Origin of the sequence: Acinetobacter sp. YH01021 (genome assembly GCF_013420255.1) — a bacterium.
Lineage (GTDB): Bacteria > Pseudomonadota > Gammaproteobacteria > Pseudomonadales > Moraxellaceae > Acinetobacter.
Genome location: NZ_VOYO01000002.1, coordinates 225,167 through 251,032 on the forward strand (window position 1 = coordinate 225,167; position 25,866 = coordinate 251,032).

Consider the following 25,866-nt stretch of genomic DNA (forward strand, 5'->3'; position numbering starts at 1 on the left):
TAGGACTTTCTATATTTTTGTTACAAAGGTATTCCTGTAATCATTTGCAAAGATATTTCACTTAAATCTTTTCAGGTAAATAGATTAACTCACGCTTTTGATCCGGCGCATTTTCCGGGTTTCGAGTTGCACAGGGACTGAAGTATGTTGATGCAGCAATTGCCATTTGCCCTGCTGCTTGCTCAGGCACATGCTGACCCGACACCAGCCCAGCTGGAAAATCGGTTCAATCACCGCATAACTCACCCGTACATAACCATCGACTACAGCCAGATCAGAAGTGACATGAATATTAAGGTCTTGGCGTTCGATGCGTATGCCTTCCGGTATAAATGCCCGATATTGCTGCCAGAGTGCCTGATAGGCTTCTACACCTTTCACTTCCATACTGACATCGACCAGACGGATATCGGGTCGGCATAATTGAACAATATCCTGAATTTCAAGTCTGGCTACGGCATTATCCCACTCCTGAAGAAATGCCATGACTTCCTGAGCCAATTTTTCATCCCCAAAAACCTGCATAAAATTTCCTTCAACCGGACAAGTCAGACCTGAAATCTGGGATTCAATCAACTCACCCGATTTCTGATCTTTTTGTTCTTATTATTTTGCTTATGCTAAAGCGTTATTCTCGCTTTGCTCTTCCCACTGCCGGATTGGATACAGCTCACCTGAAGATTATTTTTTAAATTATTTTTATTTTAATCAGGATGAATATGCTGTTTCTAGATTGGATGATTCAAAAATCAGCAGCGATTAAAAGTTACTTTAGAACTTTTATCGCATGCCTGTAAATGACATAAAGCGTCATTTAAAAATAGAAATAATTTTAGATCTGAATAAAATAGCGAGCTGTTACAGACCAAGTCGATCTGTTTATAAATTTCGTATAGCATTGATAAAGTTTCAAGGCATTTGATCCATGTCATCTCAGCAAATAAAAGCCATCATTCAGATAACAGCTTTACGATAAGTCTGCTTTGGCATTTCAATGATTTCGACACAAAGCTGTATTTTGAATTCAGGTTGTGGCGCAATATATTGCTGCATGACGTTGAGCACCAATTCGGAAATCGCCTGACGAACTTCGACACTGCGCCCGCTCAACAGTGAAACTTTGGCATGTACATAGGCCTGATCTGTAACAGCATTCAGTCCAATCACATAATCCTGCTGCATAATCGCACGACTTTTTAAATCATTGGGATCGGTGACATGGCCGGCGTTAAAAAGTGCCTGATGGATCACGACCAATAAGGGTTTGATCTCGATATGTTGCAGATTGTCAGAATATTCCAGATGCAGGTGTGGCATTAAAGTGGTCTCAAATCGAAACGTGAGGATCAGGGCGACAGGAAAATAATCTGCCCAGAATTTCAGCAATAATGAGAATAATACGATTAATCAACCGTATTATTCTCTCGTCAGAATTTTAGTCTAGGGCTAAATTTAAGCTTTCTTCACATATTCTGATTTCAGTTTCATCGGGCCGATTCCCTCGATTTTACAATCGATATCATGCCCATCGGCAGCATCAGGCAGCAAGCGGATACTTTTGACTTTGGTGCCCACTTTCACCACTGAAGATGAACCTTTGATTTTCAGGTCTTTAATCACCGTTACGCTATCACCGTCCGCCAGCACATTGCCATTGGCATCCTTAATGATCACTTGCTCTTCAGTGATTTCACCTTCTTTCCACTCGTGTGCGCATTCTGGACAGATCAGTAGATCGCCATCTGCATAGGTATATTCAGATTGACATTTTAGACAGTTTGGCAGACCCATAAGAACCTCGAAAAAAAGAGAAAAATAAAATAAATGAAACAAATAAGCGCACAGTATAGCATTTTTGTCAGGCGCGCTGATGGAGAGGACATTGGGATGAAACCAACACAGGAGATCCAAGGAATTAATTGTCTGAAATCTGCGGATTAACCAGCAAAGACAGGAGTTGCAGTGATTCCTGCCAACTCAAATGACATACCGCTGGCGGCACCACATCCGGATAACCCACCTGAATAATGTGTAAACCGGTACCGATTGACACTTTTTCAAAGATGATCGTGACCTCTATTTCACCCTGCAAGTCGGGGGTAGAAAACTGATCGGTATAGCGCAGCAGCTGATTGGGAATGACCTCATGATAAATGCCATGAAAATGATGTTGGGTTCCGGTAGAAAAATTGGTAAAGGTCGTTTTATAGCTGCCGCCGGGTTTGACTTCCGCATGTTCTACTTTGGCAATAAAGCCATGTGGTGCCAGCCATTTGGCCAGTGCATCCGGATGTACAAAGGCACGATACACCCGCTCCGGTGGTGCACTAAACACACGATGCATTTTTAAGGTGTAACTCATTTTTTCTTGTCCTTTGTTCTTATTATTTTTTATTGCGGGATATTCCCTGCATTTGTTGTGACTAAATCCTCAGCATCATCAGCCTGAGTTAAGTACTCATTTGAGTTATTTTATCCAGTTTTGAGCTGGCTATATATAATGAGTATGTATCTATACTCAAGCTCAAACCTTCGTATAGCAATTAAAGAGTAATAAAAAAAACCCGGCAGCAGCGGGTTTCTTACTTTAAATCATTTAAATACAAGCATGCTCAGCTACTACGCAGGCTGCTCTCTTCGTCATCCAGCTCATCATCATAGACATAGGCCATACAGCCCCAACCATCATATTCACCCTGAAATTGTGCAGCGATTTTGCTGAACCATTGTTCCAGATCCACGATATCTTCGTAGGCAGGCTCCATATATACATAAATCGTGATGATCCATTCCAAGGTATCGCTATCTTCGTCCTGAAACAGGCTAATTTTTTGCTCTTCTTTTAATAGATGCAAGGCACAACGATCTGCCTGCGCTTCATCCGCAAAGGCAATCGAAAATTCAATTTCGTGCGCTTCTTGCAAGTCGTCGCCATCCTGATGCATTTGCCACAGTACATTGCCATTTTCATCGTCAGGGAATTGATTGTAATCACGTGACATAGAAGTATCCTTATTATGATGCTGTTTTATTCTGCATTTAAGATTAGCTGATTTTTGTACAATTATCGAGATACAGACAAAAAATATTATCTTTTAACCATAAATAAACATATGATTTTTATAAATATAAAAATAAGTAAGGGGATCAATATATTCAAGATTCCTTAAGACCAAAAATCCTGAAAAATATCAGGATTTAAACCAACTTATGGCATTCAGAATACTCTGGTAAAAATCTTCTAGACCTATGAATGTCATGATCTACGCGATGTGTGAATGCGGATGATCCTGTTTCAGTTGCAAAAGCAGTACAGCGAACTTGAGCTCCTCTAAACGCAGATCAAGATAGGATTCTTGAATCATCGCCTGACTCAGTGCCTGCCCGGTATAATTCAGCAAGACATAATCATCCTTTAAGGCTTGCAGCATCTCGCCCAGATTTTCTGTGCTTAATTGAGTGAGATATAAATCTGCCTTACAGTTGAAAGCCAGACTAAGGATTTCAATAGTACTTCGACGGCGATTGTCATCGACATAATTACAGCTCGCCACCTGTTGTGTTTCTATGGCCTGCTGAATTCTGTCACGGACATTACGTAAATGCCGAACCGCATCCGTTTCGCTATAACCCTCAATCAGCTGCTTTAAAATATGTGTTGCGGGAAGCTGCAAGCCGAAGCGCTTGGCCTGTATTTTATGCTCTAAAGCACTCAATACCTCTTGCAAGCGATGCTGTTGTTTGGCCTGTTCATAATAACCGTGCAAACTTTGTCGGGCCTCCTGCTCAACCTCGGCCACGACCTGCGCCTGAAACTGGGCAAGATAATCTTTTACTCTTGTGATATAGGCTTTGAGATCATCGATCATGATCGAAGCATCCAGCTTGGTCGCTTCAACAAAGTTTTCGGCCTGCAAAGTCCGGTTAATAATATATTGCTCGATATACCAGATATCCTGATATTTTTTATATTTATTCAGCGCAATGTTTAAACTGCCATTCTGTAGCCGCAATTGGGTGATTTCATAATTCAATTCATCGACTTGAGTTTCATAATCTGCCAATTTGCTGCGGGAATGATCCAGGTTTTCCTGTAAAAACTGGATATTGCTGCGTAATGAGGCCTGTACCTTCAAGCTCCATAGCAATGCACATATTAAAATACTCGCGAGAACGAAGAGAGCCATACTGAGCATCGTTCTTTCCTTTAACCCCGGGCAGCGCCCTAAACCATCAAATTAAAAATTTATTATAAAGTCATGATTAATTTTGCATCACTTCGGACAGATAAGCAAAGCCGTTGATCACCACTAAGTCATTCATTCATTTTATTTTTCTACAAAATATTTATGTACAAGTCATGTATGACTGACTGCTTTCCGGCTCAAGTCAAATCCATTCTGAAACAACTTACGATATTTTTTATATCAAAAGATATAATTTAAAAGTTTAAAAATAATAAAAGCAAAATTAAAAAACCTGAAAAATAAAGATATCAGGCCTATAGCGAGAGATAAAAGAATAAAAATTCTCTAAGCTCATCATCAAGAGATAAACCGAACATTAAAATTTATATTCGGTAGTGACAGCCGATCAGGCAATGGATCAGTAGAAAATTTCATTTGAACATGCTTGTAAAGCCACTCATTTCCAAGCTGCTATCGAAATAAATTCTCACACTTTTTTATTCGGGTTGCCCAGTTTAAAAGCTTGATCCTCATCATATTTATGAGCTTAAAAAGCATGTGTCCGGTTGGCTCTGATTATCAAGCAGAATCAAATTAGAATGGTATGGCTGCCTTAATTTCGACCGCAACACCACTCAAAGGCTGGGTAAAAGCCAAATAACTGGCATGCAAGGCCATACGATTTAAAGGACTGCGCTGGGGTTCAGGATGATAAATTTTGTCGCCAGTAATGGGATGACTAATATGCAGCATATGGACGCGAAGCTGGTGGGAACGGCCGGTAATGGGGGTCAGTAACACCCGACTAATGTCTTGCTGAGGTAGATATTCTAATGCCTGATACAGGGTTTTGGCAGCCTTGCCCAGTTCAAAATGCACCATCTGACGCGGACGGTTTTCCCAGTCGGTAATCAAAGGCACTTCGACGCTGCCCTCACCTTCGAGTTTGCCTTGTACCAGCGCGACATAATTTTTAAGTACCGTGCGTGCCTGAAACATTTTACTCACCGCCACTTCTGCATCGCGGTGTTTGGCAAACATCAAAATACCTGAAGTGGCCATATCCAGACGATGGGTAATTTTGGCCTGCGGATATTTATCCAGCACACGTAAATAGGCACTGTCATGATGCTCAGGTAAACGCCCTGGAACTGACAATAATCCGGCCGGCTTTTCAATCACCACCAGATCATCGTCTTCATAAACAATATGCAGCGGTTCTTGCGGTGGACAATAGACAAAGTCGTTATTGATGGGCATTTTAAGGGTACAGCATCTGGAACAATGCGCGCAAAATAACAAGCGGCTTCTAGGCTGTCAATTACCGTGCTTGACCAGCTCAGCTTAATCTGCCAGATAATAATCGACCGTCGAGACCACGCGTACTTTCTTCAAATACGGTGTATTGCTGTCGCGATCTTCAATACTAAACAGCCCCTGATTGGCGGACTTGATTTTGCCCAGACTGCTTTTTGAATCTGCCGCAAATTTTTCTGCCACACTTCGGGCATTTTCGGTGGCCTGTTCAATCATCGCCGGCTTGATGTCATTCAGCTTGGTAAATAAATATTCCGTTCTTTGTCCAGAATCATCTCCGGCAAAGGCAATGCCTTTTCGACCCAAAGCCACCAGACGACTTTGTGCCGCACGCACTGCATCTATTTTATGGGTATAGACTGTAATGGTCTGGCTGGCGGTGTAACGTAGCGCGACATTGGCATCCCCGCCATATTGCTGCGCGTATTTATCGGTGATACTCGGTGAAGCACTGGTAATTTCTTCCGTGCTAAATCCTTCATTTTTTAAGAAGGTCTGAATTTCCTGGGTATTGGTTTGCATGGTATCGTACAACTCGGCCAGATCCTGACTGCCGGCATTAAAGCGGATTGGCCATACCGCCACATCGGCTTTGACTTCGCGTTCCGACAAGCCTTTGACCGAAACTATACGTTCATACTGTTTAATTTTCAGCGCGCTATTGCCGAGAATCCATCCTGCAATAATCATTCCCAAGCCGATCAAGGCACCTAAAATCAGGGCCGGTTTGAATTGATTCATCCTTCAACTCCTTTGAAATCTTTTTTCGTTCTTATTGATCCTGCCACGCTATCAAGTAGCGATAAAATGATATTAATCCAATCTTATTTTTATCACTTGAAAATTCAATCACAACATCGCACTTAGCTTTGATTCATCAGATAGATTGCAATTAACGGCGTCAGGTTAAATAGCAGAATCCCAATTTTATAGAGCGCCATACCCGAATAATGAATCATATCGAAACTGGTATCTGACAGCCGAAACCATTTTCCATGCACCTGCTTCATCCAGTTTCGGGCAAAGACATAGACCACGAACCAGATCATGAGAATGACATAATTGATCAGTGTGCAAAACAGTAAAAAGCGACACCAGATATCGAGATTCATGAGGATTCCCCTAGGGGGCAGCTGATGTTTTTAAAATAACAGATCATGCTGATAAATGAAGGATGGATTTGTATCCTGCTTGGATAAATAGTTTTCTTAAATTTATGATTTATATTTATATTTATATTTATATTTAATTCTACGTATATTGCTGGAGAATTTTTTAGGGTGTTGGGAAAACTCGCAATGGTTTACTTCAACTATCATTCTTTGTAAGACCTGATCTTATAGCCTATAAACTTTTGGTCTATAGCGTCCTAAGCCGAATCGAGACCTTTTGGGTTCGTACTGCACTCGCGTTTTGCGCCGCTCACAGCATGCTACTCTTTCCGATCCCATCACACCCTTGAAAGCTATATTAGGTAAAGATGGACGGGATTAATTTCCTATGTTTTTTTAATTTGCATTAAATCTGAAAATTTATTTCATTATTAACCCACATATAGAGAAATAAATTCCATTTCCAATTTTTTATGCTTTTTTATTCGCCAAAATGAGACTTTATTGCAATTTATATTCAGGACAGGATTGCTGTTTTATTGAAAGAATGTTCCCTGAATCCATTGCGCACTAAACCACCAGGCACTAATCGCGGACATCCCGCACAGAAGATTAGCCAGTACCTTATTAATTCTAGTCAACTCAGAACTATAAATTTTCAAATTAAGCAAATAAGCGATCACAGCGTAAACCGAGCCAATCGCGCCCCCAAAAAGAATCAGGATCAGTGGCCATGCAGAATAGAAATGGGCTTTTTTATCTAAATTTCCTGACTCCGGTGCGTGCTGTTGAATATCCATAGGTGATAGCCCTCTTTTTAATATATGCACTTGCACTATTTCTAGGCAGATATTTATCCTTTAGAAAAATATTTGCCTTCTAGAACTTTCACTGAAGCAAGAAGCAGACCAGTTTTATCGTACAAAGAGCTGTCGGGTATGATGATTGATATAGGCATTCAGACCATCGCCATATTGAGCGAGCTGTTTCATGTTTTCGACATGCTGATAACCGGAACTGCTATAGCTATAAGTATAAACTTTCGAGTTTTTCTTAAATTGAACCCGAATAAACTCGTTACCAATCTCGTAATTGGCAACACCTGAGTCATGATTAAGATCAAGATAATGTTGCAATTGAGCTGCCCTAAACATTGTGAATCTAGAGTTTTATATGGGGTTTTATTGGTTAATTTTCAAACAATAATATTTTAAGAAAATAAAATCTATAAAAAAAATATCCCATTATTTAATGGGATATTTTTTAAATCGGAGTGAACTATTTAACAATTAGGATCCACTACAAAACTTGTCTGGCTGAATTTTTGCCATGCACCAGTAGCAGCACCATCCACAACGAGAATAGAGATAATTCCCCAATCCAAGAAAACACCTAATAAGGTTGTTGGATCAAAAGTTTTTTGTGGAATAACGATGTTGGTTTGGCAGCCTTGCTTCTCTGCTTTAATTACATAATTTTCTTTCTTTTTGAAAGTATAAACAGTATTACGCTGACCCATATATTCTTCATTGACATATAACTTAGCCAATTCATCGTTACTACGGATATTCACAGTTTGTGTTGAACCATTAAACATCGTGGCACAACCTGAAGTAAATAGGATTGCACTGCCTAATATTAAAGCTGTAAATTTTTTCATTGTTTCCCCCCCGGAAATATCTAACCTTAATTTTAAGTGGTTAGCTAATTTTTAAAACAGACAACCTATACCTTTTATACTAAGAGTTCAAATAATTTTTTGAATTTATTATATTTTTTGCTTTAAACTAAGATTCCTCCCAACATAAAACTGTTTTCTCATAATAATCTTTTATTTCTATGTATGAGATTTAGATACCACAGCAAAAAGCCCTATCGAGTAATAGGGCTTTCATTCAAAACAGAGGGTAACTGTTTGAGTTGTTTTGCTTAGGCATTCTTATTGTTAAATTGATTGCCTTGGCATTTGGTACACGGTGGTAAACGATCAGTACCAATTTCTAAGTAGGTGCGGTGTCCGCATTGAACACAAAAATAGAAGCCTGTTCCGGGTTTTTCGCCAGCAGTAACCATCTTTGTTCTCCATGGTTTTAGAAATGGTCTGACTAGTATAACCCTCTGGTAATGAATGTCTATTGTCCATTTTTGTAAATGATAGTGTCGTTTGGGCAAAGTAGTATTTCTAATTATTATTTAGTAACTCATTAATTAAGTGATAATTTATTATTTTTTTTCAAGTTAAGTAGTTTAATAACATTGAGATAAGTGATGCATAAGGCCAAGTATAGCGCAGTGCGTTAATACAAAATTATCACCATAGCCATATGAAATTTTATATTCCCTTAAAGTTATAGACGTCTTTAATCATTGAGGAAGCTCAATTGCTTAAGTATAAAAAGAAAAGTACCTGTTTGTATTTTCTTGATAAAGACATTAATGCTCTAAATAAAAACCCCACTTCACAGTAGGGTCTTTTTTAAACAATATCAACAACTTTAATCCACTCCAACCCTCCTTAAAAAAGTAGGGAGTTCCCCTCTTTTTCAAAGAGGGGCTAGGGGTGATTAAAAAAAAGATTAAGCCACATTCCCTTCCAAGAAGTCTTGTGCAAAGCGCTGCAATACCCCACCCGCTTCATACACATGCACTTCTTCTTCAGTATCCAAACGGCAAGTCACAGGCACTTCAACAATCTGGTTCTTACCATCATCGGTCGAACGCTCAATTACTAAAGTCAACGTCGAACGTGGCGCGATATTACCAATCACGCTATACAGCTCAGTACCATCAAGACCTAAAGTCTTACGATCTGTACCCGGCTTAAACTCAAGCGGTAAAACACCCATACCGACTAAATTAGTACGGTGAATACGCTCAAAACCTTCTGCCACAATCGCTTCTACACCTGCCAGACGCACACCTTTCGCTGCCCAGTCACGACTCGAACCCTGACCATAATCCTTACCGGCAATAATAATCAACGGTTGTTTACGGTTCATGTAGATCTCAATCGCTTCCCACATCCGCATTACTTCACCTTCAGGTTCCACACGCGCTTTCGAACCCTGCTTGATGGTGCCATCAGAACGCACTACCATCTCATTAAACAGTTTCGGGTTGGCAAAAGTCGCACGTTGCGTCGTGAGGTGATCACCGCGATGCGTTGCATAGGAGTTAAAGTCTTCCTCAGGCACACCCATTTTTTTCAGGTATTCACCTGAAGCACTGTCGAGCACAATGGCATTCGATGGTGATAAATGATCAGTGGTGATGTTATCGCCCAAGATCGCCAGCGGACGCATATTTGACAAGGTACGCGGTGCAGCCAAAGCCCCTTCCCAATACGGCGGACGGCGAATATACGTACTTTGCGGACGCCAGTCATACAACGGACTTGTTGCTTTTTCATTCACACCCAAGTCGAACATCGGAATATAGATTTTTTTGAATTGTTCTGGTTTTACAGCAACTTTCACCAGCGCATCAATTTCTTCATCCGATGGCCAGATATCTTTTAGATAAATCGGATTGCCGTCTTTGTCTGTACCTAAAGCATCTTTTTCGATGTCAAAACGAATCGTACCGGCAATTGCATACGCCACCACTAAAGGCGGTGAAGCCAAGAATGCCTGCTTCGCATATGGATGAATACGCCCATCGAAGTTACGGTTGCCCGAAAGCACCGCTGTTGCATACAGATCACGGTCGATAATTTCCTGCTGAATCTTTGGATCTAATGCGCCCGACATGCCGTTACAGGTCGTGCATGCATAGGCCACGATACCAAAGCCCAGTTTTTCTAAATCTTTAAGTACGCCTGCTTCTTCCAAATACAAAGCAGCCGCTTTAGAACCCGGTGCAAAAGAAGATTTCACCCAAGGTTTACGCACCAAGCCCAATTCATTGGCCTTACGTGCTAGCAAACCTGCCGCCACCGTATTACGTGGGTTGGAGGTATTGGTACAAGACGTAATCGCCGCGATAATCACCGCACCATCTGGCATCAAGCCTTCTGCTTCTTGCGCGCGAGCTGCTTCTAAATTACCGGCAATGCCTTTTTCTTTCAGGTCAGATGTCGAGACACGTGCATGTGGATTTGATGGCCCTGCAATATTACGTGTCACAGTCGATAAATCGAAACGCAATACACGTGGATATACTGCTTGGGTCATATCCGATGCCCAAAGCCCGATCTCTTTGGCATAAGTTTCGACCAGTTTGACTTGCTCAGGCTCACGACCGGTCAAAGTCAGATAATCAATGGTGTTCTGGTCGATATAGAACATCGCAGCGGTAGCGCCATATTCCGGGGTCATGTTGGAAATCGTGGCGCGATCACCCACTGACATGCTGTCAGCACCTTCACCAAAGAATTCTAAGTAAGCGCCAACCACACGCTCTTTACGCAGGAATTCAGTCAATGCTAATACGATATCGGTTGCAGTAATGCCCGGCTTGCGCTGACCCACCAATTCCACACCAATAATATCTGGCAGACGCATCCAAGATGCTCGGCCCAGCATCACGTTTTCAGCTTCCAAGCCGCCAACACCAATCGAGATCACGCCCAATGCATCTGTATGAGGCGTATGCGAATCTGTACCAACACAGGTGTCCGGGAATGCCAGACCATCACGGTTTTGAATCACCGGAGACATTTTCTCCAGATTGATCTGGTGCATGATGCCATTGCCCGCAGGAATTACATCAACATTTTCAAACGCGGTTTTAGTCCATTCAATAAAATGGAAACGGTCTTCGTTACGACGGTCTTCAATGGCACGGTTTTTCTCAAAGGCATCCGGATCAAAACCACCAAACTCAACCGCCAGTGAATGGTCGACAATTAGCTGGGTTGGTACCACCGGATTGACTTTAGACGGGTCACCGCCCTGATCGGCAATCGCATCACGTAAACCGGCAAGGTCAACCAGTGCCGTTTGCCCCAAGATGTCATGACACACTACACGTGCCGGATACCAAGGAAAATCATGTTCTTGTTTTCGCTCAATCAGCTGACGTAAAGACTGTTCCAGAATGGCAGGATCACAACGACGCACCAACTGCTCTGCCAAAACTTTGGAAGTATAAGGAAGTTTGGCATATGCGCCTGGCTGAATATCTTCTACGGCCTGTCGCACGTCATAATATTCCAGCTGGGTGGATTGCAGCGGTTTACGGTAGTTGTTGTTCATAAGCTTGCCTGCCCTCGTTTATCTCTATTTTTATTCATCAATAGATATTGATGAGTTACTTTTGTAATAGCAGCATTGTACGCTGCACAAATAGCATTTCCCAAATTTTATATTTTTCAAATACTTAATTATAAAAATCGGTATTTTCGCAAAAATTTGTTACATAGACTTTAGAATTTTTGCTTTAAAGCGGTCTTTTGCTAAAAAAATCTGAATAATTCGCCTTATTCTTTAGTCTTATGTTGCAAAATATTTCTCTATATTTTTGTTTGATTATTACCCTAAACCACTAATATCATTAATAAATAATTAATTTTATTTGCATTTTTCTAAAGATAAAAAAATATAGTCTCACTGGTTTTCATAGGCCTGTCCTGCCGCCGCATTTAGCAAAATTTCAATCCCCTAATTTGGGATAGCAGATTTTCCAAAACTATCAGAAGCTCAGTGTGACGCATGTCACACTCTCCACAATCCTCACATTAAAACAATAACCATAACAGGCAGAACTGAAATGTTGAAAATCGCAATATTCGGAGCTATAGCCGCCATTTTGACGCTCTTAGCTCGCGGTTGGGATGGAACAAAAAATCCATCACCACCGTCCAATCCATCACCACCGTCCCAACCCTCTCATCCCTCACACCCAACACCTCCACCCAAACCCTCACATCCCGTTCCGACCACATCAGACAGCTTGATTAGCAACCCACCTCTGTTACCGAAAAGTGCCAAGGGCAAATATGAGCTGATCGTGGCCTATAAAACCAGCAAGCTCTATAACCCCAGAAATGGCTTATGGGATCAGGTACTGCTGAGAGGCTATTTAACCAAACCCAGTTTATTTGATAAGAAAAAAACTGGTGAATATATTGAGGATCAATTGGTCGGGCCACAGATTCGGGTCAAACAGGGTGAAACCATGGCACTTAACCTGAATAACCAGCTGCCATCCGAGTCAGAAACAACCTGTCCAACTCATGTTGAGAATGTAAATGAACCACACTGCTTTAATACCACCAACCTGCATACCCATGGCTTCTGGGTCAGTCCTCAAGGCAATAGCGATAATGTTTTCCTGAAATTCAAACCTCAGGAAAAATTTGATTATCAGTTCAAAATGGAACCGAATCATCCCGCAGGGACTTACTGGTATCACGCCCATCTGCATGGCTCAACTGCTCTTCAGGTGTCAAATGGTATGGTAGGCCCATTGATTGTTGAAGGCTCAAGAACGCCAAAAGTCAAAAATGGCAAAGTCACCTCAACTGGAGATATGGATATTCTATGGAAAGAAAAAAACAGTTATCCGAACGAAAACATCCTGTTGTTCCAGCAAATCCAATATCGCTGTAGCAACCCCGATCCTAATGTCACATTCGCTGTTCCCAATAACTGTGAAGGTGTAGGTATAGGCATGCTAGAAAATTATAATGACCTGTCTATTGGCGGCTTTTGGACCAACCAGAATTACTACACGTCTATCAACGGTAAAATTGTGGGAGAAATGAAGGTTGAACAGAATGTATTTAACCGCTGGCGCATGATTCATGGCGGTGTACGCGATACTATTGGTTTAATCATTAAGGAAATTCCGGACTCCAGTAAGTTTACTGCAGAGCAAACCATTAAAGCCTGTTCAGCCTATCAGGAGGCAGACAAGAAAGCTGAATTTGAGAAGCTGAATAGCCTGAATGTGCATACCATCGCGCAAGATGGCTTAACCATGAATCATGTACAGACCAGAACCCTGTCCGTGTTCCATCCTGGTTATCGTCATGATGCAATGGTTGCCTTTCCGACCACCAATAGATACTGCCTTTTTGACACCAAATTGAATATCAATGATGAAATTAACGCGCCATTACCGAATGTAGGCCCTCAAATTGCTCCAAATCACCGCTTCAATGCCCAACTGCTGGGATGGGTCAATGTAAAAGCAATCAAGACCAAGGCTCAGACTGCTGCCCAGTTCCTGAAAGATCGGGCACAAAAAATTGGTTTAAGCAAAGACATCCAGAGCCAGTTATCTCAGCTTAATCTTTCTGCGTTTAGTGATCATCCATCACTGATGACACCGGAAATTGATAAAGTAGTTGCTGCCCGACCAAAATAATATAGTGCTTTTTCGCTCGGTCCCGACCCTAGAACTGGCGTATTCAAATTTGGCTTCCGGCATAAAAAAGATGGAGATACACTGAGTTTCGGAGATTTCTTTGATGGAGATGGTTCAGTGGATAGCGAATATGTCCGTCAATTACAAGTCGGACAGACTGATGAATGGGAACTGACCAGCGCTGGTTTTGGTGGTCATCCGTTCCATATTCATGTTAACCCGTTCCAGATTGTTAAAATTTTGAATCCTCAAGGTAAGGATGTCAGTGAGGCAGTGGCACCAGAAGATCCGGTGAATCCAGTTCTGGATGATGTGCAATACCGTGGCATGAAAGGACAGTTTAAGGACACGCTTTTTGTAAAACAAAACTATACCTATATTGTCCGCAGCCATTACAAGAAATTTGAAGGTGACTTCGTACAACATTGTCATATCCTCGACCATGAAGATTAGGGCATGATGGAAACCGTACGGGTCTGTGGAGGCAAATTCCCTTGTGATTCGTCATTACCGGCTAGCCATCACCACTAAAGATCCGCTCGCTAAAAGCCAATGATTTCGATTGTTGGCTTTTTTGTTTGCCTCTATTTGATGCTTGCTGCACAATAACTGCATTGATTTATAGTATTCAAACCGGGGCTTATTATGGCAGCGTCTCCTGCTTTTACATTGTTTAGTCTGAATGGTGTAGATGCACAAAAATTCCTTCAAGGTCAGGTGACTTTGAATACTGAAACTTTGGCGGAAAACCAGACCCGCTATACTGCAATCTGCAGTCTGAAAGGACGCATTCAATTTGGCTTATGGCTTAAAAAAATCACTCCGGAAAGCTTTGAAATCGTGAGCATTGCAGATCAGGCTACGGAACTGGCCAATCATATTAAGAAATTTGGCGCCTTTTCAAAAATGAAACTGGAACTGGTTGGTCCGGTTTATCCAGCCGTTAATGGCATTCATACTGACTTTATGGCGACTGAAACCGATGTAACGATGTGGGAACAGCAAGCTATTGAATCAGGTCAAGCCTGGATTCAGGCTGCCACCGCGACCCTGTTTCAACCACAAGAATTACGTTTGCATCAACGCGAAGGCATTCACTACGACAAGGGTTGCTACCTGGGTCAGGAAGTGATTGCGCGTTTATGGTTTAAAGCCAAGCCAAAACACTGGTTACATCTGGTTCAAGGCACAGGTGCCGCGCCTGATGTTGCGACCAAACTGAATAATGATGTTGAAATCGTCAATAGCATCGCGATTGAAAATGGTTATAAAGCGCTAGTCGTTGCAAAACCTGAAGCATTGACCGAGTTAGGTCTAGATGTTCTGGAACTTCCTGAAGCCTTAAGTGGTGATGTGGCGCGTCCGCAATAATCATTGCGTAGCCCATAAAAAAAGCCAAGATGAAATTCTTGGCTTTTTTGTTTTAGAAACCATGAAACAGCTTATTCATGTCTTTCACGACATAGTCTTTGAAATGATAGGCTCGCGCATGTTTGGCATCAAACTTTGCTGTTAATTCACCTTTTTGAAAAACATATACCCGGTCTTCCTGACTCATCAAAAACTCTGCACCAAGTTTCATCAGCAGCGCATCAATCTTGTCTTCATCGGCAATCGATTCATCAGCATTGATTCTGTCATAGTGACGTTTAATGGTTTTGACAAACATGGTTAAATCCTGGGAGTCTGATTCAAACCGAGATTTAAACAGAGAAGTCGGCTGAAGCAAAGTAATCCTTTTGATATCTGCAGGATTGATCAGAAACCTGTCCAAATCATGCATCGATTTAATCGGTATATTGTGCTTCGATGATTTATATTTAGTGACAAATTGTATATTTACAAAGCACAAAATCCTTTTATGATGTAAGTGAAAATGATTAAAATCGCACCAAGGAATAAGGTGCCAGCAATAATAAGGTTATAGGAACCATGAAAAAATTAGTACTCGCTACAGTTCTTGCCCTTTCTGCGCAATTCGCTTTGGCAAATACCGTAAAAGATCAAGTCGATCCCCAATTTCAAAAAGTTGAGGCCATGGTCAAAGCCAATAATTTTAAAGGTGCCTATGACGCTTTGAGTCAATTGGCCAGTCAGGGAAATGCCCAAGCTTTATATAACTTAGGCTATTTGACCCAAACCGGCCAAGGTACAACCAAGGACGAGAAAAAAGCCATTCAGCTTTACGAGCAGGCAGCCAGCAAAGGCTATCCGGTGGCCAATTATGTACTGGGTAAAAACTATGCAGCCGGCACACTCGGACTCAAACAGGATTTGACCAAAGCCAAACAGCATCTGGAACGCGCTTCGGCAGCCAAGTTTGATGATGCCAGCATTGATCTAGCCATACTGCTATTTTCTGAAAATACAGCAGCGTCAAATAAAGCCGGACTGCAAAAGCTGCAACCGCTGATCAGCAAAGGCAATATGCAGGCCATTCATGCCAAAGCCTTATATGACATCAGCAGCGGTTTCAAAAACAAAGATGAAAAACCGATTCAGCAAGGCCTAAGCAGCATTCAGGAACTGGCAAAAAAAGGTTATATTCCGGCGCTGATGGCAGTAGGTAATATGTTTGCCAATGGCAGTATTGTTCCGCAAAACCTGCCAGAAGCGAAGAAAATCTTTGCCGCACTGACGCAGCAAAATGTTCCACAGGCCAAAGAGTCTTTGGCAGCGGTAGACAAAATGCTGGCTGAGCAGAAAAAAGCACCTGCGAAAAAGAGTTAAGTTAATTCCACAAAATTAAAATATAAAAAGCCCCATGCAATTTGGGGCTTTTTAATAGCAGAGCATTCATCTTCTAAAAGATTATCCCCACCACAAGGCAATTAAGCCACTGGTCACGATAAAACCGGCAATGGTACTCATCAACAATGGCGTTAAAGTTCGATCATTCAGACCATACGCCTGTCCCAACATGCCAAAAATCGTCGGCATCGGCAAAGCTGCAATGAGCGTACCAGCATGGACCATTTCCTGACTTAAATCAGTTAACTGGCTCAGTCCCAGATACATCAATAACGGCATCATGATATTGCTGGAAAATACCAGATAGAAACTTTGCAGATTGACATATTTCAGACTCATTCCTACGATCCCGCCGCCAATAGCAAACAGGGCCAATGGTGAGGCCGTCTGACCAATCAAGGCGAAGACCTGATCGAGATAGACTGGAATTTTAATCTGGAAAACCGCACAGGCCATGCCGAGCATGACCCCCATAAATAAGGGATTCTTCAGCAAGGTCAGCAGTACACTTTTCAAAATGGCGCCAAGATTTGCCTGATGTTGTGTGCCCAGCGCAGCCATGACCAGCACCAGCGGAATCAGCAACACGCTTTCAATGATGACCACCAGAGAGGTATAGGTCATCGCCTGTTGCCCGATCAATAAGCTGAGCACAGCCGTACCAATCAGGCCAGTATTTGACATTGCAGCGCCCAACGACAGCACTGCACTTTGCGAATGCGTATTCTGAAAATGACGGCGCATAATCCAGAAGCCGCTACCATAGAGCAGCAAGGTCACACTGCTATACACGGCAAAGTATTCAAAATACCAGATTTCATGCAGGTCTTTGGAGGCAAGGGACTGAAAGAACAGCAAGGGCAAGGCCACTTTAATGACAAAAGCACCGACCGTCCCCACCTGCTCTTTGCTTAACACTTGACTCTTTACAGTCAGATAACCCAGTGCCAATAATAAAAATATGGGCACAATGACCGCAAAAATCATAATGCAGTATCCTCTTGCCAGTGATATTCCATTATAAGAATTTCTGAGACTAAAGCAGTGTTAAAAAGGCTCAAACAGGTGATTCAAACCATGCGGTGCGCAGCGCAGATATTGCGGTGAAATCTTGATTTTTTCCTCAAGTGCTGCCGCTGCATGCCAAGGCCAATGGGGATCATAAAGAATGGCACGAGCCAGTGCGATGGCATCCGCTTGGCCCTTTTGTAAAATATCTTCTGCCTGCTTAGCTTCAGTAATCAAACCGACGGCAATCACGGGAATATTCACGACTTTCTTGATCGCATCTGCAAAAGGCACCTGATAATTCGGCTTCACATCAATGTTCTGTTTGGCATGTAAACCGGCACTAGAAATATGAATATAGGCAGCACCTGCAGCTTCCAGTGCTTTGGACAATTCAATTGAAGAGTCAATGGTCCAGCTATCTGGCTGATCCATCCAGTCGCTGGCCGAAATACGCACTCCAATCGGATAACCGTCTGGAACCGCCGCCTTCATGGCTTGTAATACTTCCAGAGTCAGGCGCATCCGGTTCTCCAGTGAACCGCCATACTGATCATCACGTTTATTGGAAAGTGGTGACATGAACTGATGCAGTAAATAACCATGCGCTGCATGCAGCTCAATCAGGTCAAAACCAGCCTCAACTGCACGTTTGGCACTTTCTGCAAAGTCAGCAATGACCTGCTCAATTTCCAACTGGCTTAATGCCTTAGGTGGATGTTCATCGGCCTGAAAAGGAATATCACTGGCAGAAACAGTTTGCCAGCCATGTGCTTCATTCGGCTTAAACTGACCTTTACCTGCCCATGGTTTATCTGTTGAAGCTTTACGTCCGGCATGTGCGAGCTGAATGGCAAAAGGCATCGGGGAAATGGATTTAACTTTTTCTAGTAAAGTCTTGATCTGCTTTGCCTGTTCGTCATTCCATAAACCCAGATCGGCATAACTGATCCGGCCTTCTGGCTGTACCGCAGTCGCTTCGACAATACATAAACCTGCACCCGATAAGGCATAGTTAGCCCATTGCTGCTCGTGCCAATAGGTAATTTCCCCCTGCTCTGTTGCAGAGTACTGACACATCGGCGCAATTACGATTTTATTTTGAAGTTGCAGTGATCCAAATTGAATAGGTTGAAATAGTAATGCCACGCTGTATTTCCTCTTTTTATTGCCCAGTTTCACTCTAAAAATAAAAACAGGCTCTTAAGAGCCTGTTTAGTTATAACGTGAACGATCAAACTTTAGAAGATGATTCGTGTAGTCAAACCGAGTACCAGTGCATCATCCACATTGTTGCTTGAACCTGGATTAATGACATATTGCAGGTTTGGACGCAGCATCAGCCACTTTGTTGCGTTATAGCTATAGTTCAGTTCAATATTGTATTCTGCACTCGCATCAAAATTCAGATTCTTGATCCGGTCATTAATATGTACACGATTGACCGCCAGACCTAAAATATCATTCGGCTGGCTGTCCGCAAGACCGATATATTTCACACCAATTTGTTGTGAATTATCCACTTTGTTAGTATCGCGGTCATGCCAGGTAAAGTTAGCAAATGAATGCAAACCCTGACGGCCCTGACCTGTAGACGTTAACTGTTGTTCTACAGCTAACCAGCCTGCAAAAGTACGGTTTTTGGCATCAGTAGGATTGGCAATATCTTTTTGGTTGGCAACATCATCGGCAGTATTGTACATCCCGCCGATCCGGTAGCTGCCCGGCAGGCCACTCACCCATGATTTCGGCGTCCAGATGACTTCTGCAGGAATCGTCACGCCATCTGCATGGTCGGTATCCAGACTCCAGCCCTGACCTTCTTTAGCGCCATTACCATTATCCGGATTAAACTCATACACACCAACTTGTACGGCAAGTTCAGGATTGAGTTGCTGCTTCACGCGCGCACCCCATTGTGCTACAGGCGTATTCATCCAGATATTGCCCTGCCATTTGCCCATTTGCGCTGCACAAAATGCCGTACTGGCAAAATCACAGGCCATGACATTAAAGTCCATACCCAGACCAAGACGACCCGCCTTAATACTGAGTCCCTGCTCTTTATAATTCTTTTCAATAGACAGCTCGCTCAGACGGCTATCCTGATTACCACGTCCGAAAGTACCTTGTACATTGGCCAGTTGCGGTGCACTAGGATCCTGCAAGTCACGGACAGAGGTACTTTGACCCTGACGTGCACTCATCACGGCACGTACGGTGACGCCATTCCATCCTGCCAGCTTTTCCATGTCCAGTTGAGTACCTAGCCATAATTGGGCAGAAGTTAATGGATCTGCGCCCTCATTACGACCACCATCAGCAAGATAGGCGGTATCGGTTAACAGATTGGCTTCAAATTTAATTCCCTGTTGGGCCAGTTCTGTACGTTGACCATTCCAGTCACCCAGTAAATATTGACCTTGTGGATCAAATGCAGATTCCGCTTGAGCGGTTGTCATGGCAGCCATTAAAGGCAATAGAGCTAGACCTAAATATTTCATGTAAAACCTAAACATTCGGAGAGAAAAACAAGCAAGGTTTTTAAATTGCTATTAGGTGCATGAATTTACATAACTTTTCATACAAATTCCCAGCATTTTTTTTATTACTCATTAAACTTTTAGTTATGTCTTAAACATAAAAATATAATTTTTATTTAAAAAATCTTAAATTATTTATATATTTTTCATCAGCTTATAATGTATTGATAATTTCCATTCGATTTACTTCTAAGAAAATTCGCTATAAAAACATAGAAACCCAGTTTATTCTTTAAGCAATTACAGCTTAAATAAATATGAAATACCCAGTCATTTTCCAGCGATTTCACCCAGATTAACGCTTGCAATCCCAGCCAATTCACCCAATATTAGCTGCATCTCCCTCGCCACTGATGTGTTATGCCTGAATTACCAGAAGTTGAAACCACCAAAACCAGTTTATTGCCTTTATTAGAGCAACGCGTAAAACGTGTTGAAGTACGTCAGTCAAGTTTGCGCTGGCCTATTCCGGAGAATATAGAAAAGCTGGTGGGGCAAAAATTACTGAAGCTCACTCGCCGTTCTAAATATATTCTGGCGGAGTTTGAACACGACACCATGCTCTGGCATTTAGGCATGTCGGGGAGTTTCCGTCTATGCGATGGCAATGAAGAATTACGCAAACATGACCATCTGATCATTCAGTTTGATGATATCGAACTGCGTTATCATGACCCTCGTCGTTTTGGCTGCATTCTTTGGCTGGATGCACAATCACAAAGCAAATTGATCGATACGCTGGGGCCAGAGCCCTTAAGCGAGAACTTTAATGCCAAGTATTTATTTGAAAAATTGAAGAATAAAAATGTTGGCACCAAAGTTGCAATTATGGATAACCATGTGGTGGTGGGCGTAGGCAATATTTATGCGACTGAAAGTCTGTTTAATCTGGGGATTCATCCGGCGCAACCGGCCTCGACTTTAAGCTTGATGCAGATTGAAAAGTTAGTGCTGGAAATTAAGCGCATTTTGAAACAGGCAATTGATCTGGGTGGTTCAACCTTAAGAGACTACACCAATGCCATGGGCGAAAATGGCTATTTTCAGCAAACCCTGCTAGCTTATGGCCGTGCCGGTGAAATGTGTGTGAACTGCGAGACCACACTTGAAAATATCAAATTGGGACAACGAGCTTCAGTTTTTTGTCCTGAATGCCAACCTTTGAAAAAGATCCATCTCCCTGTCAAAAAAGTGGCAACTGTACGAGGGAAAAAGTCATGAAAACAGCCATTTTGCGTCATATTCTGGTTAAAGATAAAGAAACCGCTGAGCAGCTTAAAAAGAAGATTTTAAGTGGTGCCGACTTTAATAAAATCGCAAAACAGTATTCAACCTGTAATTCTGCCAAACGTGGCGGTGAGCTAGGTGAAGTGAAGAAAGGCCAACTGGTTCCAGTAATTGATAAACTGGTGTTTACTGGCGCTGAACGGGTATTACATGGCCCGGTCAAAAGCCAGTTTGGTTTTCATTTGGTCGAAATTAAGTTTCGGATGGATTTTTAATATTTATAAATCCCTCCTTACCTCCCTTTGACAGAGGGAGGAGTTCCCCCCCCTTTATAAAAGGGGGATTTAGGGGGATTAGAAACATTAGACTTGAGGTGGACGCTTTTTCAATTCATCACGAATTTCACGCAGTAATTCAATATCGGCTGGGGTAGTCGGAGTTTCCTCGACTGGGCCTTCTTGTTTACGTAAACGATTCATGAATTTAACCAATAAAAATACGACCCAGGCTAAGATTAAGAAATTAATTAAAATCGTTAAAAAGTTACCGTAAGTCAGTACATTCACACCCGCCTTAGTCAAGGCATCTAAAGATTGTAAATTGTCTGGGTTTCTTCCTAAGATAAAGAATTTTTGCGTAAAATCGACGCCACCACCGGTAATCACGGTAATTAAAGGCATAATGATGTCTTTCACCAATGAATCGATGATCTTGCTAAAAGCGCCACCGATGATGACACCAATCGCCAGATCCATCATATTGCCTTTGATCGCAAACTCTTTAAATTCTTGAATAATACTCATAACTGCTCCCATATTTTATTTTCAAGTTTTGGGTCAAATTATACCTGAGTAAATACTTTTAATTTTGACTTAATTTAATGCGTTTTAGTAAATTGCAATGTGAGCATCGCTTAAATATAAAAAAAAACCGTAATCTTCGAAAAGATTACGGTTTTTGAAAACCCGAAATAATCTAGCGATTATTTACCTGAACGGTTACGTTTACGTTCGTTTTCAGTCAAGAAACGCTTACGGATACGGATTGACTTAGGTGTTACTTCTACTAGTTCATCATCTTCAATAAACTCAAGCGCTTGCTCAAGTGTATATTCAATCGCAGGAACCAGCGTTAACGCATCATCAGTACCAGAAGCACGTACGTTGGTTAACTGTTTTGCTTTAGTCGGGTTAACTGTCATGTCGTCTGAACGAGAGTTAATACCGATGATCATACCTTCATAAACTTCTAACTGTGGTTTCGCGAATAGACGACCACGGTCTTGAAGTGTGAACAGTGCATAGCCCAGGCAAGTACCTTGAACCATAGAAATCAGTACACCGTTTTGACGTTTCGCAACAGTACCTTGCTTCATTGGACCGTAGTGCGAGAAGCTAGACGTCATGATCCCTGTACCAGAAGTCATGGTCAGGAATTCAGAACGGAAACCAATCAGACCGCGTGAAGGAACAGTGGCTTCAATACGGATACGGCCTTTACCGTCAACTTCCATATTGGTCATTTCGCCTTTACGATGACCCATTTGTTCCATTACAGCGCCTTGGTGCTGTTCTTCAACGTCAAAAGTAACGTTTTCGTATGGCTCTTGTTTTTCACCATCAATTTCTTTAATGATTACTTGTGGACGAGATACGCCCATTTCGAAGCCTTCACGACGCATGTTTTCAATAAGAACTGAAAGGTGAAGTTCACCACGACCAGATACTTTGAAACGGTCTGGGCTGTCAGTATCTTCAACACGTAATGCTACGTTGTGAATCAATTCGCGGTCTAGACGTTCACGGATATTACGTGAAGTTACGAACTTACCTTCTTTACCAGCAAACGGTGAGTTGTTTACCTGGAATGTCATCGATACTGTAGGTTCATCTACAGACAATGGAGGTAAAGCTTCAACATTTTTCGGATCACAGATGGTGTCAGAAATGTTGAGTGCATCGATACCCGTTACACAAACGATATCGCCTGCAGAAGCTTCTTCAACGTCAACGCGATCTAGACCATGATAACCCATGATTTTTAAGATACGGCCGTTACGTGTTTTGCCATCTTTATCGATTACAGTTACTTGTGTGTTTAATTTCACTGAACCGCGTTGGATACGACCAATACCGATAACGCCTACGAAGCTGTTATAGTCAAGTGAAGATACTTGCATTTGGAATGGGCCATCAACGTCAACCGCTGGTGGTTCAACGATGTCTACGATCGTTTGGAACAACGGAGTCATATCTTCAGCAAGTTCTTCTGGAGAAGGACCAGCAACACCACGAAGGCCTGAAGCATAAACAACTGGGAAGTCTAACTGTTCGTCAGAAGCACCCAAGTTATCGAATAGATCGAATACTTGGTCAATTACCCAGTCTGGACGCGCACTTGGCTTGTCTACTTTGTTAATAATCACGATTGGTTTCAAACCACGTGCGAACGCTTTTTGCGTTACGAAACGAGTTTGTGGCATCGGGCCTTCTTGTGAGTCTACAAGAAGAAGTACGCAGTCAACCATCGACATTACACGTTCAACTTCACCACCGAAGTCGGCGTGTCCCGGGGTGTCCACGATGTTAATACGGTATTCAGTATTGGTACGTTCATCTAACCATTTGATTGCAGTGTTTTTTGCAAGAATGGTAATACCACGTTCGCTTTCAATAGCGCCAGAATCCATGACACGCTCGATCTCACCCGCGCGATCACCGAGAGCACCTGATTGTTGCAAAAGTTTGTCTACAAGAGTGGTTTTACCATGATCGACGTGCGCAATAATGGCGATGTTACGGAGAGTTTTAATATCTGACATGTAAATTCAATGCGTATGTAATTTGAGGGCAAATTATACAGAAAAATACAAAACTTTTATAGTCACTGTAACCACACTCCTCAACTTTTTTTGCTCCGTTGGGGCTTTTTTAATTTTGTAAAGACGTGTAACTCGATTAGAATAGCGCCACCCAGCCTTAATTTGCATTGACACATGTCTGATTTTAATCAATCTCCTCCTTCTAAAGATCAACTCGACCTGGTATATGGTCTGGAAGATCGACCAAAACCACTGATTGCTTTTTTAGCTGCATTCCAGCATTTATTAGCGATTATTGTCCCGATTGTGACCCCTGGCCTGCTGATTTGTTTAGCGCTCGGTGTTTCCAAAGAAGACACCAACATGATTTTGTCCATGTCCTTGGTGATCTCGGGTATCGCGACTTTTTTACAGTCTAAAAAAGTGGGGCCATTTGGTGCCGGTCTGCTGATTGTCCAAGGAACCAGCTTTAACTTCATCGGTCCAATTATTGGTATTGGTTCAGCCATGGTGGCTGCAGGCACACCTGTAGAAGCAGTCATGGCTTCTATTTTTGGTGTGGTGATTGCAGGTGCATTTATTGAAATGGGCGTGTCACAAATTCTGCCTTGGATCAAAAAACTGATTACACCGCTGGTGACCGGGATTGTCGTGCTGCTGATTGGTTTGACCTTAATTAAAGAAGGTTTAATCAGTATGGGCGGTGGTTATCAGGCCATGAGCGATAAAACTTTTGCCAATGCTGACAACCTGATCATGTCTTGTACCGTCTTGGCGTTGATTATTATTCTGAACCGTATCCGGATTACCTGGGTAAAAAGTTCTGCCATTTTGATCGCCCTAATCTGTGGTTATGTTCTGGCGGGCTTTATGGGGCATCTGGATTTCTCTGGTCTAAAAGATGCACCGTTGGTACAGATTCCAACCCCAATGCATTTCGGTTTAAGCTTCTCCTGGAGCCTGTTTATTCCGATGGCATTCATCTATCTGGTGACCTCTTTAGAAGCGATTGGTGATATCACTGCGACTTCAAAGCTTTCCAACCAGCCAGTTGATGGTCCAAAATGGATGCAGCGCATTAAAGGCGGTGTACTGGTAAATGGCGCGAATTCATTCCTTGCCGGTATTTTTAACACCTTCCCGAGTTCCGTATTTGCACAAAATAATGGCGTAATCCAGTTAACGGGCGTAGCAAGTCGTTATGTCGGTATCTGGATTGCTGCTTTACTGATCATTCTGGGTTTACTGCCTGCGGTTGCCGGGATTATCCAGGCGGTTCCGCAAGCGGTACTGGGTGGTGCAGTGATGGTGATGTTTGGTGCAGTAGCAGCTTCCGGCATTAATATTCTGTCTGGCGTACATCTGGACCGCCGTGCCCTGCTGATTATTGCGATTTCACTGGCACTGGGTTTAGGTGTTGCACAAGTTCCACAAATTCTTGAGCATCTTCCTGAGTTATTCCGTAATATCTTTAGCTCAGGCGTTGCCACTGGCGGTATTGCTGCCCTTATTCTGAATGTTGTACTTCCTGAAACAAAGAAGTAATTTCATGTCCAAAGAACACTGTCTAGGTCAGACTTAGGCAGTGT

At 42.3% G+C, this 25,866-nt stretch carries 25 protein-coding genes and 1 pseudogene; 6 read left to right on the forward strand and 20 right to left on the reverse strand.

What is annotated here, in order from left to right; all coding sequences use genetic code 11:
* Positions 1–84: 84 nt before the first annotated feature.
* The 14 genes from FTT86_RS02855 to acnD form a co-directional block, all read right to left on the reverse strand.
* Positions 85–525: a nuclear transport factor 2 family protein gene (locus FTT86_RS02855; RefSeq protein ID WP_005252710.1), complete on the reverse strand. Its 441-nt coding sequence runs from the start codon at positions 523–525 to the stop codon at positions 85–87.
* Positions 526–954: 429 nt separating this feature from the next.
* The gene (locus FTT86_RS02860) at positions 955–1,317 is read right to left on the reverse strand and encodes a 5-carboxymethyl-2-hydroxymuconate Delta-isomerase (protein ID WP_005106165.1); all 363 of its coding nucleotides are present in this window, start codon (positions 1,315–1,317) and stop codon (positions 955–957) included.
* Between the two features lie 135 nt (positions 1,318–1,452).
* Complete coding sequence (locus FTT86_RS02865) at positions 1,453–1,791, reverse strand: zinc ribbon domain-containing protein YjdM (RefSeq protein ID WP_005106163.1); 339 nt, start codon at positions 1,789–1,791, stop codon at positions 1,453–1,455.
* A 124-nt stretch (positions 1,792–1,915) separates the two neighbouring features.
* Positions 1,916–2,362 carry an SRPBCC domain-containing protein gene (locus FTT86_RS02870; protein ID WP_004732106.1) on the reverse strand — a complete coding sequence of 149 codons (447 nt, stop codon included), beginning with the start codon at positions 2,360–2,362 and terminating at the stop codon, positions 1,916–1,918.
* 250 nt (positions 2,363–2,612) lie between these two features.
* The gene (locus tag FTT86_RS02875) at positions 2,613–3,002 is read right to left on the reverse strand and encodes a ribonuclease E inhibitor RraB (RefSeq protein WP_004645916.1); all 390 of its coding nucleotides are present in this window, start codon (positions 3,000–3,002) and stop codon (positions 2,613–2,615) included.
* A 261-nt stretch (positions 3,003–3,263) separates the two neighbouring features.
* Complete coding sequence (locus FTT86_RS02880) at positions 3,264–4,196, reverse strand: hypothetical protein (RefSeq protein ID WP_180180512.1); 933 nt, start codon at positions 4,194–4,196, stop codon at positions 3,264–3,266.
* 585 nt (positions 4,197–4,781) lie between these two features.
* Positions 4,782–5,447 carry a pseudouridine synthase gene (locus FTT86_RS02885; RefSeq protein ID WP_180180513.1) on the reverse strand — a complete coding sequence of 222 codons (666 nt, stop codon included), beginning with the start codon at positions 5,445–5,447 and terminating at the stop codon, positions 4,782–4,784.
* Positions 5,448–5,531: 84 nt separating this feature from the next.
* The gene (locus FTT86_RS02890) at positions 5,532–6,245 is read right to left on the reverse strand and encodes an SIMPL domain-containing protein (RefSeq protein WP_005104124.1); all 714 of its coding nucleotides are present in this window, start codon (positions 6,243–6,245) and stop codon (positions 5,532–5,534) included.
* A gap of 122 nt (positions 6,246–6,367) precedes the next feature.
* Entirely contained in the window at positions 6,368–6,616 is a 249-nt protein-coding gene (locus FTT86_RS02895; RefSeq protein ID WP_005106158.1) for a DUF6868 family protein, read from the reverse strand.
* Between the two features lie 536 nt (positions 6,617–7,152).
* Positions 7,153–7,416, reverse strand: a complete 264-nt coding sequence (locus FTT86_RS02900; protein ID WP_114541035.1) for a hypothetical protein — start codon at positions 7,414–7,416, stop codon at positions 7,153–7,155.
* A gap of 114 nt (positions 7,417–7,530) precedes the next feature.
* Positions 7,531–7,752, reverse strand: coding sequence for a hypothetical protein (locus FTT86_RS02905; protein ID WP_180039000.1), 222 nt, complete (start codon positions 7,750–7,752; stop codon positions 7,531–7,533).
* Between the two features lie 146 nt (positions 7,753–7,898).
* A complete protein-coding gene (locus FTT86_RS02910) occupies positions 7,899–8,276 on the reverse strand; it encodes a hypothetical protein (protein WP_180038987.1) in 378 nt (125 codons plus the stop codon).
* 269 nt (positions 8,277–8,545) lie between these two features.
* Positions 8,546–8,689, reverse strand: a complete 144-nt coding sequence (locus FTT86_RS02915) for a zinc ribbon-containing protein (protein ID WP_004645925.1) — start codon at positions 8,687–8,689, stop codon at positions 8,546–8,548.
* Between the two features lie 503 nt (positions 8,690–9,192).
* On the reverse strand, positions 9,193–11,811 hold the full coding sequence (gene acnD / locus FTT86_RS02920; RefSeq protein ID WP_180180514.1) for a Fe/S-dependent 2-methylisocitrate dehydratase AcnD: 2,619 nt from the start codon (positions 11,809–11,811) through the stop codon (positions 9,193–9,195).
* A gap of 514 nt (positions 11,812–12,325) precedes the next feature.
* Between acnD and FTT86_RS02925 the strand changes: the two are divergent.
* Together FTT86_RS02925 and FTT86_RS02930 are read left to right on the forward strand one after the other, a co-directional pair.
* Positions 12,326–14,458, forward strand: a pseudogene (locus FTT86_RS02925) (multicopper oxidase family protein).
* A 114-nt stretch (positions 14,459–14,572) separates the two neighbouring features.
* A complete protein-coding gene (locus FTT86_RS02930) occupies positions 14,573–15,298 on the forward strand; it encodes a folate-binding protein YgfZ (RefSeq protein WP_180180515.1) in 726 nt (241 codons plus the stop codon).
* A gap of 52 nt (positions 15,299–15,350) precedes the next feature.
* Here the strand turns inward: FTT86_RS02930 and FTT86_RS02935 are convergent, their stop codons facing one another.
* Positions 15,351–15,596 (reverse strand): hypothetical protein, encoded by a 246-nt coding sequence (locus tag FTT86_RS02935; protein WP_004645929.1) that lies wholly within the window; start codon positions 15,594–15,596, stop codon positions 15,351–15,353.
* A gap of 263 nt (positions 15,597–15,859) precedes the next feature.
* On the opposite strand from FTT86_RS02935, the gene FTT86_RS02940 reads away from it, so the two are divergent.
* Positions 15,860–16,657, forward strand: coding sequence for a tetratricopeptide repeat protein (locus FTT86_RS02940; protein WP_180180516.1), 798 nt, complete (start codon positions 15,860–15,862; stop codon positions 16,655–16,657).
* 81 nt (positions 16,658–16,738) lie between these two features.
* Here FTT86_RS02940 and FTT86_RS02945 read toward each other — a convergent pair whose 3' ends face one another.
* From FTT86_RS02945 to FTT86_RS02955, 3 genes are all read right to left on the reverse strand, one after another.
* Entirely contained in the window at positions 16,739–17,665 is a 927-nt protein-coding gene (locus tag FTT86_RS02945; RefSeq protein WP_004732131.1) for an AEC family transporter, read from the reverse strand.
* Positions 17,666–17,725: 60 nt separating this feature from the next.
* Complete coding sequence (locus FTT86_RS02950) at positions 17,726–18,835, reverse strand: NADH:flavin oxidoreductase/NADH oxidase (RefSeq protein ID WP_180180517.1); 1,110 nt, start codon at positions 18,833–18,835, stop codon at positions 17,726–17,728.
* Between the two features lie 92 nt (positions 18,836–18,927).
* Positions 18,928–20,190, reverse strand: coding sequence for a carbohydrate porin (locus tag FTT86_RS02955; RefSeq protein WP_180180518.1), 1,263 nt, complete (start codon positions 20,188–20,190; stop codon positions 18,928–18,930).
* Between the two features lie 399 nt (positions 20,191–20,589).
* Between FTT86_RS02955 and mutM the strand changes: the two genes are divergently transcribed.
* Entirely contained in the window at positions 20,590–21,450 is an 861-nt protein-coding gene (mutM, locus tag FTT86_RS02960) for a bifunctional DNA-formamidopyrimidine glycosylase/DNA-(apurinic or apyrimidinic site) lyase (RefSeq protein WP_180180519.1), read from the forward strand.
* Positions 21,447–21,731: a peptidylprolyl isomerase gene (locus tag FTT86_RS02965; protein WP_180180520.1), complete on the forward strand. Its 285-nt coding sequence runs from the start codon at positions 21,447–21,449 to the stop codon at positions 21,729–21,731. Before mutM ends, FTT86_RS02965 begins: the two co-directional genes overlap by 4 nt.
* Before the next feature lie 87 nt (positions 21,732–21,818).
* Here the strand turns inward: FTT86_RS02965 and mscL are convergent, their stop codons facing one another.
* Together mscL and typA are read right to left on the reverse strand one after the other, a co-directional pair.
* Complete coding sequence (gene mscL, locus FTT86_RS02970) at positions 21,819–22,259, reverse strand: large conductance mechanosensitive channel protein MscL (RefSeq protein ID WP_004281717.1); 441 nt, start codon at positions 22,257–22,259, stop codon at positions 21,819–21,821.
* Positions 22,260–22,438: 179 nt separating this feature from the next.
* Positions 22,439–24,277 carry a translational GTPase TypA gene (gene typA, locus FTT86_RS02975; protein ID WP_004281716.1) on the reverse strand — a complete coding sequence of 613 codons (1,839 nt, stop codon included), beginning with the start codon at positions 24,275–24,277 and terminating at the stop codon, positions 22,439–22,441.
* Positions 24,278–24,451: 174 nt separating this feature from the next.
* Here typA and FTT86_RS02980 point away from each other — a divergent pair, with 174 nt between their 5' ends.
* On the forward strand, positions 24,452–25,822 hold the full coding sequence (locus tag FTT86_RS02980) for a uracil-xanthine permease family protein (RefSeq protein ID WP_180180521.1): 1,371 nt from the start codon (positions 24,452–24,454) through the stop codon (positions 25,820–25,822).
* Positions 25,823–25,866 lie beyond the last annotated feature (44 nt).

Coding starts and splice junctions, on each gene's coding strand:
- FTT86_RS02855 (WP_005252710.1), bottom strand. CDS start 525: ATGCAGGTTTTTGGGGATGAAAAATTGGCTCAGGAAGTCATGGCATTT.
- FTT86_RS02860 (WP_005106165.1), bottom strand. CDS start 1,317: ATGCCACACCTGCATCTGGAATATTCTGACAATCTGCAACATATCGAG.
- FTT86_RS02865 (WP_005106163.1), bottom strand. CDS start 1,791: ATGGGTCTGCCAAACTGTCTAAAATGTCAATCTGAATATACCTATGCA.
- FTT86_RS02870 (WP_004732106.1), bottom strand. CDS start 2,362: ATGAGTTACACCTTAAAAATGCATCGTGTGTTTAGTGCACCACCGGAG.
- FTT86_RS02875 (WP_004645916.1), bottom strand. CDS start 3,002: ATGTCACGTGATTACAATCAATTCCCTGACGATGAAAATGGCAATGTA.
- FTT86_RS02880 (WP_180180512.1), bottom strand. CDS start 4,196: ATGCTCAGTATGGCTCTCTTCGTTCTCGCGAGTATTTTAATATGTGCA.
- FTT86_RS02885 (WP_180180513.1), bottom strand. CDS start 5,447: ATGCCCATCAATAACGACTTTGTCTATTGTCCACCGCAAGAACCGCTG.
- FTT86_RS02890 (WP_005104124.1), bottom strand. CDS start 6,245: ATGAATCAATTCAAACCGGCCCTGATTTTAGGTGCCTTGATCGGCTTG.
- FTT86_RS02895 (WP_005106158.1), bottom strand. CDS start 6,616: ATGAATCTCGATATCTGGTGTCGCTTTTTACTGTTTTGCACACTGATC.
- FTT86_RS02900 (WP_114541035.1), bottom strand. CDS start 7,416: ATGGATATTCAACAGCACGCACCGGAGTCAGGAAATTTAGATAAAAAA.
- FTT86_RS02910 (WP_180038987.1), bottom strand. CDS start 8,276: ATGAAAAAATTTACAGCTTTAATATTAGGCAGTGCAATCCTATTTACT.
- FTT86_RS02915 (WP_004645925.1), bottom strand. CDS start 8,689: ATGGTTACTGCTGGCGAAAAACCCGGAACAGGCTTCTATTTTTGTGTT.
- acnD (WP_180180514.1), bottom strand. CDS start 11,811: ATGAACAACAACTACCGTAAACCGCTGCAATCCACCCAGCTGGAATAT.
- FTT86_RS02930 (WP_180180515.1), top strand. CDS start 14,573: ATGGCAGCGTCTCCTGCTTTTACATTGTTTAGTCTGAATGGTGTAGAT.
- FTT86_RS02935 (WP_004645929.1), bottom strand. CDS start 15,596: ATGTTTGTCAAAACCATTAAACGTCACTATGACAGAATCAATGCTGAT.
- FTT86_RS02940 (WP_180180516.1), top strand. CDS start 15,860: ATGAAAAAATTAGTACTCGCTACAGTTCTTGCCCTTTCTGCGCAATTC.
- FTT86_RS02945 (WP_004732131.1), bottom strand. CDS start 17,665: ATGATTTTTGCGGTCATTGTGCCCATATTTTTATTATTGGCACTGGGT.
- FTT86_RS02955 (WP_180180518.1), bottom strand. CDS start 20,190: ATGAAATATTTAGGTCTAGCTCTATTGCCTTTAATGGCTGCCATGACA.
- mutM (WP_180180519.1), top strand. CDS start 20,590: ATGCCTGAATTACCAGAAGTTGAAACCACCAAAACCAGTTTATTGCCT.
- FTT86_RS02965 (WP_180180520.1), top strand. CDS start 21,447: ATGAAAACAGCCATTTTGCGTCATATTCTGGTTAAAGATAAAGAAACC.
- mscL (WP_004281717.1), bottom strand. CDS start 22,259: ATGAGTATTATTCAAGAATTTAAAGAGTTTGCGATCAAAGGCAATATG.
- typA (WP_004281716.1), bottom strand. CDS start 24,277: ATGTCAGATATTAAAACTCTCCGTAACATCGCCATTATTGCGCACGTC.
- FTT86_RS02980 (WP_180180521.1), top strand. CDS start 24,452: ATGTCTGATTTTAATCAATCTCCTCCTTCTAAAGATCAACTCGACCTG.